Here is a 20,141-nt window from a genome sequence, read left to right on the forward strand (position 1 = left end):
TAGCGCTGTCAGGCAGGGTTCTCGCTGCGATAGACGTGAAAGGCGCGCCGGATGTGCGAGGTCATGACCGCGCGTGCCCAGTCGGAATCGTGCGCTTCCAGCGCGGCGACGATCTCGACATGTTCGGCCAGACTGCGGCGCAACTGGTCCGCGTCATACCTAAGGGCGGTGCGATGCACGATCGGCTGCAGCACCAGCCGGTTGATCATGTGCGCCAGTCGATCCGAAGCCGCGGCCTGGATGATCAGCGCGTGAAATTCCGCATTCATCGCAAGAAAGGCGTCTACATCGGGCAGGGGGCGATCGATCGCCGCATCGATCGCGGCGACGTTGCGATGCAGTTTCTCAAGCATCTCCGCCGTGACGCGTTCGGCGGCCTGCGCGGCCGCATGCCCCTCAAGCATGGTGCGCAGCGTGAAGAGTTCCTCGATGTCGTCGATCGACCAGTTGCTGACGAACGACCGCTGGCTGTCGCTGCGCTGGATGAACATTTCGGCCTCGAGCCGGTGCATCGCATCGCGCACGGGGGTGCGGGATACGCCGCACACCTCGGCCAGTTCCTCTTCCTTCAATTGCGCGCCGGGCGCGAGGGTTCCGTTGAGGATCTGCGCCTTGATTTCATCGTAGGCGCGGTCGCTGGCTCTCGACATAGATGTGCTTCCGATCGTCGGTTGGCCCTGATGAGCCGCCGCCGACCTGCAGGCAAGGGCCGGCGGCGCAGGCGCATCGGGATATTTCCATCGCGATATAGAACATCGCTTGAAAAATGTATACAATATTGTAATCCGAGTTCTGAGGTTGGCTTTTGCCGGCCGGGCGGGGAAGCACGAGCTATGCGCAGCATCGAGATGGTCGAGGTCGGGCCTCGCGACGGTCTCCAGAACGAATCGGAGATCGTCACCACCTCGAACAAGGTCGCGTTGATCGCCAATCTGGTGAAAGCAGGCGCCCGACGCATCGAGGTGGCAAGCTTCGTCAATCCCGCCCGTGTGCCGCAGATGGCGGATGCGGAAGACGTCCTTGCCGCGTTACCGGATGGCGATGCTGTATACATTGGTTTGGTGCTGAATCGTCGTGGCGCGGTCCGTGCGCTTGCCACCAAAGTACACGAACTGGGCGCGGTGTGCGTCGCGACCGATACCTTCGCGATGCGCAACCAAGGCCAGACCAGCGCGGAATCGCTCGATATCGCGTGCGAGATCGTGGACGTCGCCCTGGCCGCCGGGCGACGTGCGCAGATCACGATCGGCGCGGCGTTCGGCTGCCCGTTTGAGGGCGAGGTGTCGCAGGATCGCGTCGTGGACATGGCGCGCCGGGCGGCGGCGAGCGGCGCGATCGAAGTCGCGCTGGCCGATACGATCGGTGTCGCGGTGCCGGCCGATGTCGCTGCGCTGGTCGCCCGCGTCCGCGCCGAGATCGCGCCGTTGCCGGTGCGGGTCCATCTGCACAATACGCGCAACACCGGGCTCGCCAACGTCTGGGCGGCGGTCGAGGCGGGGGCGGCGACGATCGATGCAGCCCTTGGCGGCTTGGGCGGCTGCCCCTTCGCGCCGGGCGCTGCGGGCAACGTGCCGACCGAGGACGTCGTCTATCTGCTCGAACGATCGGGCGTGACCACGGGTCTCGACCTCGATGCGCTGATCGACGCGGCCGGTTGGTTCACGCAGATCATGGGGCGTCCGTTGCCCGGCATGGTTTCCAAGGCCGGGCGCTTCCCGCCCGTACCTACACATCTTCTCGAAAAGGCAGGAAAAGCATGAGCTATCGTCTCGGCGTCGATGTCGGCGGCACCTTTACCGATTTGTTGTTGCTGGAAGAGGGGACGGGGCAATTCTGGCGGCACAAGACGCCGTCCACGCCGGCCGACAGTTCGGTCGGGATCCTCGACGGTGTCGAGGCGGTGTGCGCCAAGGCGGGGGTTACGCCGGCCGAGGTTGAGGTGTTCCTGCACGGCACGACGGTGGCGACCAATGCCGTGCTGGAGGGCAAGGGCGCGCGGGTCGGGCTGATCGTGACCGAGGGGTACCGCCAGATCATGCAGATCGCGCGCAGCTATGTGCCGGGCGGTCTGGCGGGGTGGATCATCTGGCCCAAGCCGGAACCGCTCGCCGCGTTGATCGACACGCTGGAAGTCGCCGGGCGGATGGATGCGCACGGCCATGAACTGCGCCCCATCGACGACGACGGCATCCGCGCCGCGCTGACCAAGCTGCGCGACCAGGGCGTCGAGGCGATCACTGTCAGCCTGGTCAACGCCTATCTCAACGGCGCGCACGAGGCGCGGGTCGGCGAACTCGCGGCGGAAATCTGCCCTGACCTGCCGATCTCGCTTAGTCACGAAGTGCTGCCCGAGATGCAGGAATACGAACGCACGCTGACCACCGTCGCCAACGCGGCGGTACGGCCGATCGTCGGCAATTACGTGCGCAACCTGCGCACCAAATTGCGCGGCGCGGGGATGGCGGGGAAGCTCGCCTTGCTGCGCTCCGATGGCGGGCTGATGTCCTCCGAAAAGGCCGAGGGGCATCCAGTGTCGCTGCTGATGTCCGGACCGGCGGGGGGCGTGACCGGCGCCTTGTGGGTCGGCAAGAATAGCGGCCTGAAGAACATCCTGACGCTCGACGTCGGTGGCACCTCCACCGACGTCGCGCTGATCGAGAATCTCGAACCCCGCCGCGCTCGGACGACCGAAGTGGGCCACCTGTCGGTCCGTGCCTCGTCGCTCGATGTGAAGACGGTTGGTGCTGGCGGCGGTTCGATCGCCTATGTGCCGGAACTGACCAAGGCATTGCGCGTCGGCCCGCAATCGGCAGGCGCGGTGCCCGGGCCGGTCGCCTATGGCAAGGGGGGCGTACAGCCGACCGTGACAGACGCGAACGTGGTGCTTGGGTATCTGCCGGAATCTCTGCTCGGCGGCACGTTCAAGCTCGACCGCGAGGGCGCCAAGGTGGCTGTGCAGACGATTGCCGATGCGCTGGGCATCGGCCTGATGGAGGCGGCGCGCGGCATCATCGACATCGTCAACGAGAACATGTTCGGCGCATTGCGCATGATCTCGGTCCAGCAAGGCTACGACCCGCGTGACTTCGCGCTGATGGGGTTCGGCGGCGCGGGGCCGCTGCACGTCAACGCCGTCGCGCGGCTGATGGGCAGCTGGCCCGCCGTATCGCCGGTCTCCCCCGGCGTGCTGTGCGCGCTGGGCGATGCGACGACGCGGATGCGCACCGAAACCGCACGCAGCTTCTCGCGCCGCTTCGGCGATACCGATGAAGCCGAGGTGATGGCGATCCTCGACGAGATGGCGGCGCAAACCCGCGACGAGTTGAAGGCCGACGGGATCGCCGATGCCGACATCACCAGCCTGTTCGAGATAGACGTGCGGTACGAAGGCCAAGCGTTCGAAGTGCCGCTGGCGATCGATGCCGAGACGTTGCGCCGCGATGGTCTGGCCGGGATCATGGACCGGTTCGATACCGAGCATAAGCGGCTGTTCACCTTCAACATGACCAGCCCGCACGAACTGGTGAACCTGCGCGCCGTGGCACTGGGCGTCGCGCTCGATCTGCCGGCGGCCACCTTACCGCAAGGGGACGGTGATCCGGCCCAGGCGAAACTGCGCGATCACGAATTGTGGATGGACGGCGGCGCCCACGCCGCGGTGATCTACGACCGCGCCTTGCTCGAACAGGGCGACGTCATCCCTGGCCCGGCGATCGTGATCGAGATGGATTCGACTACGCTGATCGAACTCGGCTGCGTCGGCACCGTCGATGCCGTCGGCAACATCCTCATCACGCTCGCCTGAAGGGACCTACAATGCCCGCAACGATCATCGAAACCAACGCCACCCCCTTCGCCCGCGTCGCCATCGATCCCGTCACGCTGGAAGTGATCGAGAATGCGCTACGCAACGCCCGCGTCGAGATGGACGCGACTTTGGTCCGCACCGCCATGTCGCCTGGCATCCGCGAACAGGGCGATGCCTTTCCGCTGATCGCCGACCACAAGGGCCGGATGATCGTCGGCCAGTTCGGCTCGTTCATCGGCGGCTTCCTGGATGGCTATGACGGCACGCTGGAAGATGGCGACATGATCTTCCTGTCCGATCCCTATTCGGTCGGCGGCGCGATCAGTCATTCGAACGACTGGCTGGTCCTGCTGCCGGTGTTCAAGGACGGACGCATCGTCGCCTATACCGCGATGTTCGGCCATCAGAGCGACATCGGCGGCAAGGTCGCCGGATCGATGCCGATCGACGCGCATTCGATCTTCGAGGAAGGCGTGCGCATCCCGCCGGTCAAGATCTGGCGCAAGGGCGAGTATAACGAGGACCTGATTAAGCTGGTGATGCACCAGACGCGCAAGCCCGACTGGTGCGCGGCGGATTTGAACGCGCTGATCGCGTCGTGCCGGGTCGCCTCGCGCCGTGTGATCGAGATGTGCGAACGCTTCGGCGACGACGTCTATATCTCGGCGACCGAGGAATTGCTGGCGCGCAATTACCGCGCGATGAAGCAATTGATCGAAACCTCGATCGGCGAAGAGAAGGTCGATTTCGAGGATTATCTCTGCGACGACGGCATGGGCTTCGGCCCCTACAAGATCAAATGCACGATGTGGCGCGAGGACGGTCGCGTGATCCTCGATTTCAACGGCACCGATCCGCAGAGTCCGGCGTCGATCAACTTCTTCCTCAACGAAAACATGTTCAAGATGTTCTTCGGCATCTACATGATCATGGTCTTCGATCCGCAGATCCTGTTCAACGACGGGTTCTACGATCTGATCGACGTGCGCATTCCCAAGGGTTCGTTGCTCAAGCCCGAATTCCCGGCGGCACTCTCGGGCCGCACGCACGCGCTGGGCCGCATCTTCGATATCCTCGGCGGCCTGCTCGGGCAGCGGACCCCGGAATTCCTCTGTGCGGCGGGCTTCTCGTCCAGTCCCCATTTGTTCTATTCGGGCACCGATCGGAACGGTCAGTATTTCCAGCTATTCCAGATCGGCTTCGGCGGCATTCCGGGCCGGCCGATGGGCGACGGGCCGGATGGGCATTCGTTGTGGCCGGGCTTCACCAACGTGCCGAACGAGTTTCTCGAACGCTATTTCCCGTTGGTCATCGAACGCTACGAGACCGCGCCGGATTCGGGCGGGGCGGGCCTGCACCGCGGCGGGAACGGCATCCACATGACCTATCGCTTCCTCGAACCCGGAATCGTCGCGATCCATGACGATCGCTGGTTCATCAAGCCGTGGGGCGTGAACGGCGGCGAACCGGGGGAGCGCGCGCGCAAGATACTCGAGAAAGCCGACGGGACGCAGACGATCGTCGCGAACAAGCTCGAGCAGCTGATCGTGGAGGGCGGCGACCAGCTGCACTTCATCACCTGGGGCGGCGGCGGCTGGGGCGATCCGCTGGAGCGCGATCCGGCGCTGGTGGCGAAGGAAGTCGAACAGGGCCTCGTCACGGTCGAGGGGGCGAAGCGTTATGGCGTGGTCGTCGGAGACGATGCCGCGACCGATGCGTTGCGCACCGAAATGCGGGCACGCCGCACCGGGCCGCTACCATTGTTCGACCGTGGCGGCGAGATCGAGGCACTCCGCGCGTCGTGCCTGGAGGAAACCGGGCTGCCCGCGCCCCGTCAACCCGTCTGGGCGCATGCCGCGCTGGCGGCGGAGTGAAGATGATGACCGAGAATACAGGGGCGTTGCAGGGCATCAGGGTGATCGAGCTGGGGCAGCTGATCGCCGGGCCGTTCTGCGGACAATTGCTCGGCGACATGGGCGCCGACGTCATCAAGGTCGAGGCGCCGGGCGCGGGCGATCCGATGCGCGCCTGGGGCCGGGGCGAGCATAAATTGTGGTGGGAAGTGGTCGCGCGCAACAAGCGCTCGGTGTCCGCCAATCTGCGCATCCCCGCGGGCCAAGACCTGGTCCGCAAGCTGGTCGCCGAGGCCGATATCCTGATCGAGAATTTCAAGCCCGGCACGCTGGAGAAATGGAATCTGGGCCCCGATGCGCTGCACGACATCAACCCGCGCCTCATCATCGTGCGTGTCTCCGGGTACGGACAGACCGGGCCTTACGCGTCGCGCGCCGGGTTCGGTGGAATCGGCGAGGCGATGGGCGGATGGCGCTACATCGTCGGCGATGCCGATCGCGCACCGAGCCGGATGGGCCTGTCGATCGGCGATACGCTGGCGGCGACCTATGGCTGCATGGGGGCGCTCGCCGCGCTCCATGCGCGCGAGCGCACCGGCAAGGGGCAGGTGGTGGATAGTGCGTTGTATGAGGCGGTGTTGCAGGTGACGGAAAGTTTGATTCCGGAGTATGTCGCCTCGGGTTATATCCGCGAGCGGTCGGGGTCGGCGCTGCCGGGGATCGCGCCGTCCAATGTTTACAAGACGTTGGACGGGGAATTCCTGATCGGCGCGAACCAGGATGCGGTGTTCGCGCGGCTGTGCACCGCGATGGGGCGGCCCGAACTGGCGACCGACCCGCGTTACGTCGATCACGTCGCGCGCGGCGCGCATCAGGAGGAACTGGACGGCATCGTCGAGGCGTGGACCAAGACGCTGCCGACCGCTGAGGTCGAACGGCTGATGATCGAACACAGCGTACCCTCCGGCACGATCTACCGCGCGCCGGAAATGCTGGAGGACCCGCATTTCGCCGCGCGCGACGCGATCGTGACGCTCGATCATCCGCGCTGGGGCGAACTGAAGATGCAGAACAGCTTCCCCAAGATGTCGGGCACGCCGGGATCGATCCGCAGCATCGCGCCACAGAGCGTCGGCGAGCATAACGAGGAGGTGTACGGCGCGCTCGGCCTGTCGGCGGACGACCTTGCCGGGCTGAAGGCGGAGGGCGCGATCTGATGGCCGCCAGCAATTATGCCGGGGTGTTCGACGGGCGGCTGCCGTTCGGAGAACGGCCCGCGCTGATCGTGATCGACGTGGTGATGGCCTATCTGACGCCGGGATCGCCGCTCTACGATGCGGCGTTCGAAACCGCATTGGCGGCGAACGAGCGGCTGGTCGCGGCGGCACGGGCGACGGGCGTACCGGTGATCTTCACCAATGTGGTGTATCAGCCGGGCGGTGCCGATGGCGGCCTGTTCTATCGCAAGATACCGGCATTGAAGGCGTTCGACCGTGGCAGCCCGGCGGGCGATTTCCCGCCGTCGCTCCAGCCGCTGGCGGGCGAGACGATCGTGTCCAAGCAATATGCCTCGGCGTTCTTCGGCACGTCGCTCGCCGCGACGCTGAACGCGGCGCGGATCGACACGGTGATCCTGACCGGCTTCTCCACCTCGGGCTGCGTCCGTGCCAGCACGCTCGACGCGCTCCAGCACGGTTTCGTCCCGTTTGTCGTTCGCGAAGCTTGTGGCGATCGCGATCCCGCACCGCACGAGGCGAACCTGTTCGACCTGCAGGCGAAATATGCCGAGGTGGTGAGCGAAGCCCAGATGACAGAGATGATCGCGGCGCGATAAGACGGCGTAGGCGGCTGTTTGGCAGAGTCCATGAGCGGCCATGATTTCGACGCCTCTTGTGGCCCGTCTGGTGATGTCGAGGCCGGCGTAGCCGGCGGCGGCGGCGAATATCTGGTAGCGACCGGTTTCGGCTGGACCAATGACGTGATCCTGAAGATGCTTTGAGCCCAAATGCTCCTGCCACAGGGGCATGATGACAAATGCGACGTGCGGCGGTACCGATATCACGATGCCCAAATCACCAGCACCACCGCCGACCGAGGAAAAGCGGACTGCCCGCGTCTATTCCGCACCCGCGCTGGAAAAGGCGATCGATATCATCGAACTGCTCAGCACCGAGCCGGGCGGATTGACGATTACCGAGGTCGCGACGCGGCTGTCGCGATCGATCAGCGAATTGTTCCGGATCATGGTGGTGCTCGACCGGCGCGGCTGGCTGCGCAAGGATCCGGCGAACGACCGATATCGCGCCACCTACAAGCTGCTGGAGACCGCGCATCGTGCCACGCCGGCGCAGGAACTGACGCACATCGCTGCGCCGCTGATGCACCGGCTGAGCGAGGTCGCGATGCAATCGTGTCATCTCGTTGTGGTCACCGGCGATCGCGGCCTGATCCTGCTGCGGCAGGAAAGTCCGGGTCCGGCGGGCTTCGCGGTGCGGGTCGGCACCGGGATCGGATTGCTCGAATCCTGCTCCGGGCATGTGCTGCTGGCGTTCATGGCGGAACGCAATCGTTCGGCGCTGCTCGATCAGCTGGCGCCGTCCAAGGCGCGGCCCGCGATCGATACGGTGCTGGCGAAGGTGCGAACGGACGGCTTCCACCGCGTGGCCAGTACGCGGATGGCCGGGGTGACGGATATCAGCTGGCCCATCTTCGGCTATGACGGCCAGATCGTCGCCGCCCTGACCATCCCGTTCCTCGAAGCGCTGGGTCGGATGCCGCATCTGTCCGAGACCGAGGCGATCGAGGCGTTGAGGAAGACGGCGGGGCGGATCTCCGACGGTCTGGGATGGTCCGATCGCGGCGGAGCCGGCCAGCCCTGATCGGCGACTAGAACGCGACGATTTCAATAGACCGTTCGTGCCGAGACTGTCGCAGCAGGTGTTCGACAATTTCCGGCTGCGCGTGGAACACGTCCTTCGACAAGCTCAGGACGAACGGAAGGGCGATGGTTCGACCTTAGGCCATCAGACCCTAATGTCCGACCGCGCCAGTCGCCGTCCTGGGAACCACATCGCGGGATCGGAGCGCGAACGCGACGACCATGAGGAAGCACGCTGCCGGCACCAGCATCGCGGTATCGATCGCGCCGCGATCGGACACCCAGCCCATCAGCCCGGTCAGCACCGCGCCGCCGATGATCGCCATCACGATCAGCGAAGCGCCGGCGCGACGCAGCGGCCCGAGCCCCTCCATCCCGAGCGCGAAGATCGTCGGGAACTGGATCGACATGAAGAAGCTGCCCGCGACGAGCGCATAAAGCCCGATCGGTCCGCCGACGAGCGCGGCGACGGCGGCGAGGCCCGCGCTGATCGTCGCGAATAAGGCGAGCAATCGCGCCGGAGCGACCCGGCCCATCAATGCGGCGCCCGCGAACCGGCCGATTCCGAACAGGACGAGGCTGACGAAGAGATAATCGGCGGCGGCATGTTCGGCGAGGCCAGGCATGGCGGCCTGGGCATAGCGGATCGTATAGCTCCACACCCCGACCTGCGCGCCGACATAGAAGAATTGTGCGATGGTCGCGAAGAGCAAACGGGGGTGGCGGAAGACCTGGGCGAAGCGCGTATCGCCCGTATTCGTCTCGTCGTCGGAGTCCTTGTGATCGGGAAAGGGGATCAAAGCGGCGGCGAGTGCGAAGCCCAGCACGACCAAACCGATGATGAGGTACGGCGTCTGCACCGCAACGACTTCGCCGCGATACAGCGCTTCGCGGGCCGCCGGGGGCATTGCCGCGATCGCGGCATCGTCATGGACGATCTGCGACAGGATGAAATATTTTCCGATCAACACGCCGGCAATGGTGCCGACCGGATTGGCGGCCTGCGCCCAGTTCAGCCGCTTCGCCGCAGCCGCGGGGTCGCCCAATTCGGTCATCAGCGGATTGGCCGCGGTTTCCAGAAAGGCGAGCCCGCACGCGATCACGAACAAGGCCGCGAGGAAGTAGCGATATTCCCCGAAATGCGCAGCCGGATAGAATAAAAGCGCGCCCGCGGCGTACAGCACCAGCCCGGTGACGATCGCGGCCTTGTACCCCCGAGCGCGGGTCAACATCGCGGCGGGCACGGCAAGCAGGAAGTATCCGATGTAGAAGGCCTGCTGGACGAAACTGGTTTCGAAATCCGACAGCGTGAACGCCTTCTTGAACTGGGCGATCAATATGTCATTGAGATTGTTCGCCATTCCCCACAGGAAGAACAGGCATACCGTCAGCAGGATCGCGGGCAGATATCGTCTTTCGACCGTTCGTCCCGCCATTTCCCGCTCCTCGTTTTTTGGTCTTTGCCGTCGCTTCGATCGGTCGAAAGGTTGGCTCGGAATAGATGTATTTTTATTGGTCAAAAGTGTTTTCAGATCAAGCGGGATGTGGGACGAAGGCGGCTGGCAGCGGTTCATGGGGTGCAATGAGGTGATGGTGACCAAGCTTGCGCTCGGCCCGCCGTCGCGCAATCAATAGGCCTCCGACACGCTCCTGTCCTGCGCCGCTTGCGCTTTCGAAAGGATCCCGACGACATGCCTGATAAAAGATCGACAGGGCAGGGTGAAACGATGCCATCCCGGCGCGCGATGCTGATCGGCGGCGCGGTGGCAAGCGTGGCTGCGGCACCGGTCGCCGCGGCTGCAGGCAAGAGCGGCGGGTCGGTCATCGCATCGACCTGGGATTTCGGTGCTGCCGCCAACGCCGCGGCGTTCGCCCGGCTGCAGGCGGGCGGTTCCCTGCTCGATGCGATCGAGGCCGGCGCGCGCGTGCCGGAGGCCGATCCGACCAACCATTCGGTCGGCTATGGCGGCTATCCCGATCGCGACGGGCGGGTGACGCTCGATGCAGTCATCATGGACGATGCCGGCCATGTCGGTGCGGTCGCCGCGCTGGAGGATGTGGTGCACGCGGTGTCGGTCGCGCGGGCGGTGATGGAAAAGACCCCGCACACCTTTCTGGTCGGCGAAGGTGCGACCCGTTTCGCCCTGGCCAACGGTTTCCCGAAGCGCGACCTACTGACCCCGGAGGCGGAGAAAGCGTGGCGCGACTGGTTGAAGACCGCGAAGTACCAGCCGGTCGCCAATATCGAAAACCGGACGCGCGGCGGTGCGCTCGATCACGATACGATCGGCATCATCGGACGCCTGGGCAGCGGCACGCTGGCCGGTGCCTGCACGACATCCGGCATGGCGTTCAAGATGCATGGCCGGGTGGGCGATTCGCCGCAGGTCGGCAGCGGACTGTTCGTGGAGGCGGGGGTCGGTGCCGCGACGGCGACCGGCGTTGGTGAGGAAGTGACCCGTATCGCAGGCTCGGCCCGCGTCGTGGCATCGATGCGCGCGGGCGCATCGCCCGGTGCCGCCTGTCGCGAGGCAGTCGAGCATATCGCGCGATTGCGCGGCGATGCCGTGCGCGGCGCGCAGGTCGGCTTCCTTGCGATCGGTCGCGATGGCAGCGTCGGCGCGTTCGCGCTGATGCCGGGTTTCACCTATGCGGTCACCGATGGCGACGGGCAGACTCGGGTGCTGCCAGCCCCCAGCCTGCAGGCCTGATCGCCGATGCCGCGTATCGTCACCGTCCTCGATCTCGTCGACGACGCCGCGCTGATCGCGAGCTATCGTGCGCGGCATGCGCCGGGCGCGGTCTGGCCCGAGGTGCTGCGCGACATCCGCGATCGCGGATGTCGCGAAATGGAAATCTGGCAGGTCGCCGATCGTCTGGTGATGATCGCCGAGGTCGACGAGGACTTTCCCCGCGCCGGCGATCCGGCACTCGCGCCCGTCGTTTCGGCGTGGGAGGCGGAGATGGATGCCTATCAGTCGGCGGTGGTCCCGGGCGGCGCGAAATGGACGCCGATGGAGCGGATATTCTCGCTGGAGGACTGAAGCGTTCGCCCCGGCTGGTCGACGGCCTGCGTCATCTGGGATCGGGCTCCCCGCGATACCGGCTCTGGGCGCCGAGCCGGATCGGTGCGTTGGCGGCCCCGTAACCGGCATAGGCACCGCGCCGTTCGATGATCTCGAAGAAGAAGCGCTTGTCGAAGGCGCGGGTGTAGATCTGCCAATATTCGTGACCGGCTTCGTCGCGGTCGAACAGGATGCTGTGCGCCGCCATTTCCGCGACCTGTTCCGGGTCGAGTCCGAACCGCGCGATCAGGTCGTCGTAATAATTGCCGGGGATCGACAGCATCGCGACGCCATTTGAGGCCAGCTTGCGCGCGGTGGCAAAGATGTCGGTGGTGGTGAAGGCGATGTGCTGGAATCCGGCGCCGAAGACGTTGCCGATGAAGCGCGACGACAAGGTGCCGCGCCCGCCGGACGCATTCATCGTCACGCGAAACGCGCCATCCGATCCCTCGATCGCGCGGCTCTGCACGAGACCGGCGGGATCGGGGATGTCGAGTTCGACCTGTTTGGCCACATCGAACAAGGCGGTCCAATAAAGCTGCCAGGACAGGAATTCATCGATGTCGACCGAGGCGGCGACATGGTCGATTCCGCCCAGTCCGGCATCGCCGTCGCCGCCCGGCAAGGCGCGGAACTCGTCGGTCCAGATCCGGTCTGTCGCGTCCTCGCGTAGCAGATAGATCAGGCTGCCGCCGACCCCGCGCAGCGCCGGCATTCCGGCGCTTTCGCGCGGCGTGCCGTCGTCATAGCGCTGTATGCCGAGCGCGCGGGCGCGGCGCAATGTCGCATCCGGGTTCGGCACCGTGAGGCCGAGCGCGCAGATCGAGGCACCGTGAACGACCTCGTAGGAATGCGCGAAGCCGCGCTGTTCGCGATTTACGACGAGGTTGATCGCGCCCTGCCGCCAGCGATCGACTTGTTTGGAGCGATGCTGCCCGATCTTGGCGAAGCCGAGGCCGGTGAACAGCGGCTCCAGTCGCGCGGCTTCTTCGTCGGAGGCGGCGAATTCGATGAACTCCACGCCGCCGATCGGGGCTGGCGGCGGTAGCGGAGAGCGTGTGCCGATCAGGCGTTGGGCCTGATCGTGGACGGCGACCAGCGAGCGCAGTCCGTCCTGCGCGACCGGGGCGGTCGATCCGGCGCGAAAGCGGTCGTTGAAAATCTCCAGCGACAGTGGGCCGTTATAGCCCAGTTTGAGCAGTTCGGCGACGAAGCCGGCGACGGGCAGGTCGCCCTGGCCCGGCATGCAGCGGAAATGGCGGCTCCAGAACAGCAGGTCCATCGACAGCAAGGGCGCATCGGCGAGCTGAACGAAGACGATCTTGGCCGGATCGATCTCGGCCAAACTTTCGTTCGGGATGTTGCGCGAGAGCGAGTGGAAACTGTCGAGCAGGATGCCGATGGAAGGATGATCGACCGCCTTGACGATATCCCAGACCTGGCGGTGATCGTAGACGTGCCGTCCCCAGGCCAGCGCTTCATAGCCGACAAGCACGCCACGCGCGGCGGCGCGTTCGCCCAAAGCGCGGAAATCATCGACGATGCGGTCTTGTTCGCCGAGCGACTGGGGCGAGCAGTTGGAGCAGAATAGGATGCGGTCGGTGCCGAGTTCCGCCATCACGTCGAACTTGCGTTCGGCCCGGTCGAACGCGCGTTGGCGCAGCGTGCCCGGCATGCCTTCGAAATCGCGAAACGGCTGGTAGAGCGCGCAGGTCAGGCCGAGATCGTCCAACTGGCGGGCGATCTCGCGGGGCGACGCAGCGCAGGACAGGAGGTCGGTTTCGAAGATCTCGACCGCATCGTAGCCGGCGGCGGCGATCGCGGTGAGTTTCTGTTCGAGGGTGCCGCTGACCGAGACGGTGGCGATGGAGGTGCGCAACGGAAGGTTCCTCAGGCGAGACGGAAGACGTTGACGATGACCGAGGGTGGCCCACCGGTGACGCTTTGGAGGGAGCCTACGAAGATGGAGTGGTTGAGCCAGTTGTGCGGGCCGTCTGGCGCTTCGAATTCGGGGATGGTGTGCAGGTAGCGGGCCTTGGCGCCGGCGACGCGGGTGTTGGTGAGGCCGCGGTTGCGGACGTGGATTTGCGTGCCGTCTTCGGCCTGGATCATATAATCGGCCTCGATCAGCGTATAATCGTCGGCGCGCTGCAATTGCCAGTCGGCACCGCCCGGCAGCACGACCCCGCGAATGCGTGGCCCCTCGAACGTGCCGCCGATGATCGGGATGCGGCGGCGGATGCCGTAGGGGGTGCGGCCGATCTCGCGCGTAGGCTCCAGCAGGACGCGCGCGGCGAAGGCGAATTCGACTTTCGGCGTCGCGTCGTCCGGTGGCAGGGGCGCGGCCAAAGCCTCGGCCGGCAGGATCGAGGGCAGAGCCGCCACGGCCATCGTGCCGAAAAATGCGCGCCGCGTCGTCTGGCCGTCCATGCTTGCCATCCCCTATCACCGGTCCGTCGCTTGACGATCACGAACCATTTCGTACACATTGTGCGCTCCGGGGCTGAAATCGGCAAGAGGTTCGTTGCGCCCGGTCAGGAGGATCAATGAAAGCGCATGTGAGGATGCTCATGGCATCCGCCCTTCTGGCCGTTTCTGCCGCCACCGCGATGGCGAACGACACCCCGAACCATACCCTGGCGGACCCGATTCGCGGGGAGGCGATGAAGCCGATCGCGTCGGACCCGGTGCGGACGCAATCGGGTGCGATCGCCGGTACGCAGATCGCGGACGGCGTGCGGGCGTATCTCGGCATCCCCTATGCCGCGCCGCCGGTCGGCGAGCGGCGCTGGGCGGCACCGCGCGAAATCGCCTGGAGCGGCGTGCGCAATGCCGATCGCACCGGGCCGGAATGCATTCAGGTGCTGCGACCGCACGGCATCAATCATTATTTCGGCGAGGAGGCGACGTCGGAGGACTGCCTCTACATGAACATCTGGACACCCGCCGCCAAACCGGCCGCGAAACTGCCGGTCGTGGTGTTCATCTATGGCGGCGGCTTCACGATCGGATCGGCCGGCATGCCGAATTACGGTGGCGCGGACGTGGCGCGACGCGGGGCGGTGTTCGTCAATTTCAATTACCGCGTGGGCGCGTTCGGGTTCCTGGCGCACCCCGATCTCAGCCGCGAGCAAGGCGGGCATTCGGGCAATTACGCGCTGATGGACCAGATCGCGGCGCTCCGCTGGGTGCGCGCGAACATCGCCGCGTTCGGGGGCGATCCCGACCAGGTGACGATCGTCGGGCAATCGGCGGGCGCACTGTCGGTCGCGGCGATGATCTTTTCGCCCGAAGCCAAGGGCCTGTTCCGCAGCGCCGCGATGACGAGCTGGTGCAATTACCGCGACGTGATGCCGACGCTGTCCGAGGCCGAGGCGGTGGGCGTCGCGGTGCAGCAGCGGCTGAAGGCGGAGTCGCTGACGGCGATGCGTGCCATTCCCGCCGACCGGATCCTGGCGATCCAGAGCGAAAGCCAGTTGGGTGCGAACGTCGCCGGGGTTCGCATCGGCGGGCCGATCGTGGACGGGCTGGTGCTGCCGGAGCAGAAGGCGGCCTTGCTGGCGGTGGGGCGGATCAACCGCGTGCCGATCATCGCCAGTTCGAACACCGACGATATCGATATCCTGATGAGCCCGTTCGGCCATGTCGCGACGCTGATGGAATATCGAGAGGCGGCGCGGGCGGCGTTCGGCGGCGATGCCGATGCGTTCCTGAAACGCTTTCCGGCGAAGGCCGATGTCGAGGTGAAGGCGATGGGGCACATGGTCGCGCATCTCGGCGGCTTTGCGCTGGCCTCGCGGCAATGCGCGCGCGATCAGGCGGCGATCGGCCAGCCGGCCTATCTCGACGAATTCTCGCGCAAGCACCCCTATACGCCGGGCGTGACCTTCGCCGACCAGAATCCGGCGACGGTGGGCGCGTATCATACCGGCGATATTCCGTACTGGCTGGGTTCGCTGGACGTCTACAACCGCGCGCGCCGGACGCGGGACTGGACGGCGTACGATCGCACGCTGTCCGACACGATGATGGATCACCTGATCGCGTTCGCGCGCGATGGGCGGCCCGGCGCGGACTGGCCCGCGTGGACGCCACGGCGGCAGCGCGAGATGGCGTTCGGGGATAATATCGCCGTGCGCGACATCGATACCGCGCGGCTCGACTGGCTGGAGGCGCATCCGATCGCGCGCACGCCGGTGCCGTCGCGGCCCGCCGGCCCGCGCGATTGAACGCCGCAGGTTGATCGCGGCCAAGCTTGGCCGTACGCGGTATGGCGGCAGATCGGGTAGGGACCATTGACCATCGCGACGACAGCAGAGCCGCGCGGCACGAGGGCCGCGGATTCGGAGGCGACGAAGGCTAACATCCTGGAGGTCGCCCGGCAGGAATTCTCCGACAAGGGGCTGAGCGGCGCGCGCATCGACGAGATCGCCGAGCGCACCAACACGAGCAAGCGGATGATCTATTATCATTTCGCGAGCAAGGAGGGGCTGTATCGCGCCGTGCTGGAGGAGGCCTATACCCGCATTCGCGAGACCGAGACGGCGATGCCGATCGAGACGATGGGCGCGGAAGAAGCGCTGAAGGCCAATATCCGGCTGACCTTCGATTATCACCACGGCCATCCAGAATTCGTCCGGCTGGTGATGAACGAGAACATGCACCACGGCGAGTTCATCAAGCATGTCGTGGGCATCAAGCGACGCAACGAGAGCGTGATCCGCGTGCTGGGCGAGATCATCGCCAAGGGCCGCGACGAAGGCGTGTTCCGCGCCGATCTTGATCCGATCGAACTGCACATGACGATCAGCGCCCTGTGCTTCTACAACGTTTCGAACCGCTATACCTTTTCCGAAATCTTCCGCCGCGACATGGTGTCGCCCGAGGCGGTGGAACGGCGGCGGGAACAGGTCGTCGGGGTGGTGCTGGCGTCCTGCCGCCCGGTGTGATCGTGCGCTAGAGCGTGATGATATGAGGTCAAACCAAATTGTCCGTCATTCCCGCGAAGGCGGAAATCCATAATCACTGCACGTCATGAGACCCACTCAGTTCAGCCAGTATGGATTCCCGCCTTCGCGGGAATGACGGTGTAGGGAAACCGCGATTCAAACCAAAATCATCTTGCTCTAGCGGCCGGGCAGGGTGCGATAGGCCAGGCGATCGGCCTGGTACGATCCCAGCCATAAGGTGTCGCCGCCGATCGCCGCCGCCGAGACGCCGTTGAACGCCTCTTCCGGCGCGCCGTAGGCGAGGGTTGATACCGTGCCCGAGACGGGATCGATCGCCGCGACGACATAGCCGCGATGGCAGAGCATCTTGTCGGCCTCGCCACTCAAGACCTTGCGCAGGCCGCCACAAGCGGGTTCGTCGAGGCGCATCCCGGCGGCGACGAGACGATTGTCCGTCCAGTGCACATTGTCGGGCATGAAGCCGGGCATCTCGATCGTCCGCACGGGCTTTTTCGGGTGTCGCCGATCATAAACCAAGACGGCGTGCCAGCCGAAGGCGACGACGTAGAAATGGCGCTCGTCGGGATCGGTTTCGAGCCCGTTATTGCCGGGCAGTTGCGTGCCGGGAAGCTCGGTGAAGGCGCTGGCACCGGGGGCCCATTGCCACACCGCGCCGGTGCGTTTCCCGAGCACGAAATCGGCGATCGTGGTGCCGGGGCGCGTCAGGACGGTCACGAGCATCGTGCCGTCGGCGAAGGTCGCGACGGCGTTGCCGACCTGTCCGGGCGGCATCAGGCGGCAGCCGCGCCAGCGCAGGGCGGGGCGGTCGCCGCTCAGCGTCACGTCGAAGATCTCGATCGATTCGCGCCCGCCGTGATTGACGACGTGGAGAGTGTAGCGGCCGTCGCCAATCTTGCGCAGGCTGAGGCCGCGCGCGTTGAACAAAGCGGGATCGACCGGGACGGGGCAGCCGGGATAGGTGGTGCGGTCGGGATCAATCTGCGCCGCGCTGCCGTCATACCAGAGCGTCGCTTGCCGATTTGTCGTGTCGACCAGTTTCAGGCCGGCACCTTGCGCGAAGCCGCTGGCGATCATCCAGCGCGTGCCGGGGATGGCGACGATATCCTCGGGGTGCGCCGTGCCGCAGACATAAGAGAGCGCGGTGCCGTTCGGACACGGCGCGGCGGGGGCCGCCAGCGCCAGCAATGCCGCCAGCAGCATCACAATTCGATACGCTTCACGTCGCCGAGTACGAAAATGTAGGCGAGCGCCCCGACGATCGCGAGACCGCCGACATAGGCGAGCGCATAGAAGAACGACCCCGTCGCCGCGACGATCGCGCCGATCACCAGAGGCGTGATGATCCCGGCGAGATTGGCGGCGAGATTGAAGATGCCGCCGGTCAGCCCGAGCATGCCGCGCGGTGCGATGTCCGACACCAATGTCCAGCCCAAGGCGGCCATGCCCTGCGCGAAGAAAGCGAGCGACAGGATCGCGATCACTGCATTGTTCGAATCGACGAAGTTGGCCGCGATGATCGTGGAGGCGAGTAGCAGGCCGGTGATGATCGGCACCTTGCGCGCGATGTTGGCGGACATCCCCCGGCGCAGCATCGTATCCGACCACCACCCGCCGAACAGCACGCCGACCGATGCCGCGATGAACGGCAGCACCGCGTAGAAACCGATCTTGAGGAAGGCCATGTGGCGCTCGGTCGCGAGATAGGTCGGGAACCAGGTGAGGAAGAAGACCAGAGTCGAATTGCCGGCGAACTGGCCGATGCAGATGCCCCACATCTGGCGGAAGCGCAGCAGCTTGCCGGCCTTGCTCCAGTCGATCTTGCCGCCCTTGGCACCACCGCCGACCAGCCCGCCGCCCTCCGCGATGAGATCGAGTTCGGCGGCGTTGACGTTTCTATGGTCGCCGGGTTCGCGGTACCGTGCGAGCCAGACAAGCACGAATGCGAAGCCGACCAGCCCGCAGACGATGAACAGAGAGCGCCAGCCATGGTTCGCCAGCAGCCAGAACAATAACGGGCTGAGAAAAGCGAGGCCGATATATTCGCCGACCGTGTAGACGCCGGTGGCGAAGGCGCGCTCCGATTGCGGGAACCAGGTGGCGACGACGCGGCTGTTGGCGGGAAAGCACGGAGCCTCGGCGATGCCGAGCGCGAGCCGCAGCCCGAGCAAAGATGCGAGGCCGCCGACCAGAGCGTGGAGCAGGGTGAACAGCGACCAGAAGCCGACCGACAGGGCGTAGGTGAGGCGTGTGCCGAAGCGATCGAGGAACAGGCCGCCGGGGATTTGCGACGCGGCATAGCTCCAGGAGAAAGCGGAGAAGACGAGGCCCATCACCGCGGAATTGATCGCCAGTTCCTTGGTCAGCGCGGGCGCGGCGATGCCCAGCACGGTGCGGTCGAGATAATTGACCAGCGTTCCCGTCGCGATCAGGCCGAGCATGGCGAAGCGCGCGCGGGTAGGGCGTTGGCCTGCCGGGGCGGTTCGGCGCGCGGTCATGTCCTGCATCTCTCATCCTCTCTTGCGGTGGGCGTTCTGATCGACGCCCTTGCCGCGCTTCTCGTCTGTAGCGGGGAAATCAGAAACCGGCCGCCATGCGCTGGCGATCGGCGGCGTGGCCGGTGAACAGGTCGAAGGCGCGTGCCGCCTGGAACACCGCCATGTCGCCGCCATGCGCGGTGCGGCATCCGGCGGCGCGGGCGGCGCGCAGCAATTCGGTCTCGAGTGGGAAATAGACGACGTCGGCGACCCACATCTCGGCGCGCAGCAATGCGGGATCGATCGGCATGCCGGGATGCCCCTGCATGCCGATCGGCGTGGCGTTGATGATGCCGTCCGCCCCGGCCAGTTCGTCGGCGATATCGCGCGTGGCGGCGCGGGCGACGCCGCCAGGCAGGCGGCCGACGAGATCGGCGGCACGGTTCGCCTGCGGATCGACGATCACCAGATCGCGGCAGCCCAGCTTGACCATCGCCATCGCCGTCGCGGCCCCCGCGCCGCCGGCGCCGACCTGCACGACGCGGTTCAGCGCGACGCCGCCCAATTGCCGCTCGAACCCCTCGCCGAAGCCATAGGAATCGGTGTTGTGCCCGGTGCTGCGTCCATTCTGAAAGACGACGGTGTTCACCGCGCCGATCGCGCGCGCCTCATCGCTGAGCTCGTCGAGCAGGGCGATGATGCGTTGCTTGAACGGATGGGTGACGTTGACGCCGGCAAAGCCCGAGCGCTTCGCCGTATCGAGCGTGGCGGCGAGATCGTCGGCGGTGTGGGGCGGAACGGCGAGATCGAGCAGGCGATAGTGGAGCGCGATGCCCTGCGCCGCCGCCTCGCGCTCATGCATTTCGGGCGAGCGCGATCCCTGGATGTCCATGCCGATCAGGCCCGTCAGGATCGGTGACGTGGCGGCGTCGGCGCCTGCGGACTCCTCCGCCCCTGCTGTGTCCGTCACGGCTGCAACCTCCCCTGTGCGGCGTATACGACCATCGTCCGGGTCGTTTGCCAATCGATTTGAAATCGGAATTGACTCGGTACGAACCATTTCGTACATCAAATGTCAACGGGCGGCGATCAT

Annotated in this window: 18 protein-coding genes; 11 read left to right on the top strand and 7 right to left on the bottom strand. The window is 65.7% G+C overall.

Annotation, left to right across the window (positions count from 1 at the left end; all coding sequences use genetic code 11):
* Positions 1-8: 8 nt before the first annotated feature.
* On the bottom strand, positions 9-650 hold the full coding sequence (locus U1738_RS16310) for a GntR family transcriptional regulator (protein ID WP_332790105.1): 642 nt from the start codon (positions 648-650) through the stop codon (positions 9-11).
* Positions 651-833: 183 nt separating this feature from the next.
* Between U1738_RS16310 and U1738_RS16315 the strand changes: the two genes are divergently transcribed.
* From U1738_RS16315 to U1738_RS16345, 7 genes are all read left to right on the top strand, one after another.
* Positions 834-1,760: a hydroxymethylglutaryl-CoA lyase gene (locus U1738_RS16315; protein WP_332790106.1), complete on the top strand. Its 927-nt coding sequence runs from the start codon at positions 834-836 to the stop codon at positions 1,758-1,760.
* Positions 1,757-3,805, top strand: a complete 2,049-nt coding sequence (locus tag U1738_RS16320; protein ID WP_332790107.1) for a hydantoinase/oxoprolinase family protein — start codon at positions 1,757-1,759, stop codon at positions 3,803-3,805. The genes U1738_RS16315 and U1738_RS16320 overlap by 4 nt, the downstream gene beginning before the upstream one ends.
* Before the next feature lie 11 nt (positions 3,806-3,816).
* The gene (locus U1738_RS16325; protein ID WP_332790108.1) at positions 3,817-5,682 is read left to right on the top strand and encodes a hydantoinase B/oxoprolinase family protein; all 1,866 of its coding nucleotides are present in this window, start codon (positions 3,817-3,819) and stop codon (positions 5,680-5,682) included.
* A gap of 2 nt (positions 5,683-5,684) precedes the next feature.
* Entirely contained in the window at positions 5,685-6,878 is a 1,194-nt protein-coding gene (locus tag U1738_RS16330) for a CaiB/BaiF CoA transferase family protein (protein ID WP_332790109.1), read from the top strand.
* Complete coding sequence (locus U1738_RS16335) at positions 6,878-7,495, top strand: isochorismatase family protein (RefSeq protein ID WP_332790110.1); 618 nt, start codon at positions 6,878-6,880, stop codon at positions 7,493-7,495. The genes U1738_RS16330 and U1738_RS16335 overlap by 1 nt, the downstream gene beginning before the upstream one ends.
* Positions 7,496-7,525: 30 nt before the next feature.
* Entirely contained in the window at positions 7,526-7,660 is a 135-nt protein-coding gene (locus tag U1738_RS16340) for a trehalase family glycosidase (protein ID WP_332790111.1), read from the top strand.
* Positions 7,661-7,724: 64 nt separating this feature from the next.
* Positions 7,725-8,540, top strand: a complete 816-nt coding sequence (locus U1738_RS16345; protein WP_332790112.1) for an IclR family transcriptional regulator — start codon at positions 7,725-7,727, stop codon at positions 8,538-8,540.
* Between the two features lie 151 nt (positions 8,541-8,691).
* Here U1738_RS16345 and fucP read toward each other — a convergent pair whose 3' ends face one another.
* Entirely contained in the window at positions 8,692-9,975 is a 1,284-nt protein-coding gene (fucP, locus tag U1738_RS16350) for an L-fucose:H+ symporter permease (RefSeq protein ID WP_332790113.1), read from the bottom strand.
* A 291-nt stretch (positions 9,976-10,266) separates the two neighbouring features.
* Here fucP and U1738_RS16355 point away from each other — a divergent pair, with 291 nt between their 5' ends.
* Together U1738_RS16355 and U1738_RS16360 are read left to right on the top strand one after the other, a co-directional pair.
* On the top strand, positions 10,267-11,250 hold the full coding sequence (locus U1738_RS16355) for a glycosylasparaginase (protein WP_332790114.1): 984 nt from the start codon (positions 10,267-10,269) through the stop codon (positions 11,248-11,250).
* Between the two features lie 6 nt (positions 11,251-11,256).
* A complete protein-coding gene (locus tag U1738_RS16360; RefSeq protein WP_332790115.1) occupies positions 11,257-11,583 on the top strand; it encodes an L-rhamnose mutarotase in 327 nt (108 codons plus the stop codon).
* A gap of 31 nt (positions 11,584-11,614) precedes the next feature.
* Here the strand turns inward: U1738_RS16360 and U1738_RS16365 are convergent, their stop codons facing one another.
* Together U1738_RS16365 and U1738_RS16370 are read right to left on the bottom strand one after the other, a co-directional pair.
* Entirely contained in the window at positions 11,615-13,483 is a 1,869-nt protein-coding gene (locus U1738_RS16365) for a bifunctional sugar phosphate isomerase/epimerase/4-hydroxyphenylpyruvate dioxygenase family protein (RefSeq protein ID WP_332790116.1), read from the bottom strand.
* An 11-nt stretch (positions 13,484-13,494) separates the two neighbouring features.
* On the bottom strand, positions 13,495-14,034 hold the full coding sequence (locus U1738_RS16370; protein WP_332790117.1) for a DUF3237 domain-containing protein: 540 nt from the start codon (positions 14,032-14,034) through the stop codon (positions 13,495-13,497).
* Between the two features lie 140 nt (positions 14,035-14,174).
* Between U1738_RS16370 and U1738_RS16375 the strand changes: the two genes are divergently transcribed.
* Both U1738_RS16375 and U1738_RS16380 read left to right on the top strand, forming a co-directional pair.
* Positions 14,175-15,833, top strand: a complete 1,659-nt coding sequence (locus U1738_RS16375; protein ID WP_332790118.1) for a carboxylesterase/lipase family protein — start codon at positions 14,175-14,177, stop codon at positions 15,831-15,833.
* Between the two features lie 66 nt (positions 15,834-15,899).
* Entirely contained in the window at positions 15,900-16,553 is a 654-nt protein-coding gene (locus U1738_RS16380; RefSeq protein WP_332790119.1) for a TetR/AcrR family transcriptional regulator, read from the top strand.
* 177 nt (positions 16,554-16,730) lie between these two features.
* Here U1738_RS16380 and U1738_RS16385 read toward each other — a convergent pair whose 3' ends face one another.
* The 3 genes from U1738_RS16385 to U1738_RS16395 form a co-directional block, all read right to left on the bottom strand.
* Positions 16,731-17,774 carry a hypothetical protein gene (locus U1738_RS16385; RefSeq protein ID WP_332790120.1) on the bottom strand — a complete coding sequence of 348 codons (1,044 nt, stop codon included), beginning with the start codon at positions 17,772-17,774 and terminating at the stop codon, positions 16,731-16,733.
* A complete protein-coding gene (locus tag U1738_RS16390) occupies positions 17,774-19,069 on the bottom strand; it encodes an MFS transporter (protein ID WP_332790121.1) in 1,296 nt (431 codons plus the stop codon). Before U1738_RS16390 ends, U1738_RS16385 begins: the two co-directional genes overlap by 1 nt.
* Positions 19,070-19,148: 79 nt before the next feature.
* Entirely contained in the window at positions 19,149-20,018 is an 870-nt protein-coding gene (locus tag U1738_RS16395) for a shikimate dehydrogenase (RefSeq protein WP_332790122.1), read from the bottom strand.
* Between the last annotated feature and the right edge of the window lie 123 nt (positions 20,019-20,141).

The organism is Parasphingomonas caseinilytica, assembly GCF_036663755.1.
GTDB lineage: Bacteria > Pseudomonadota > Alphaproteobacteria > Sphingomonadales > Sphingomonadaceae > Sphingomonas.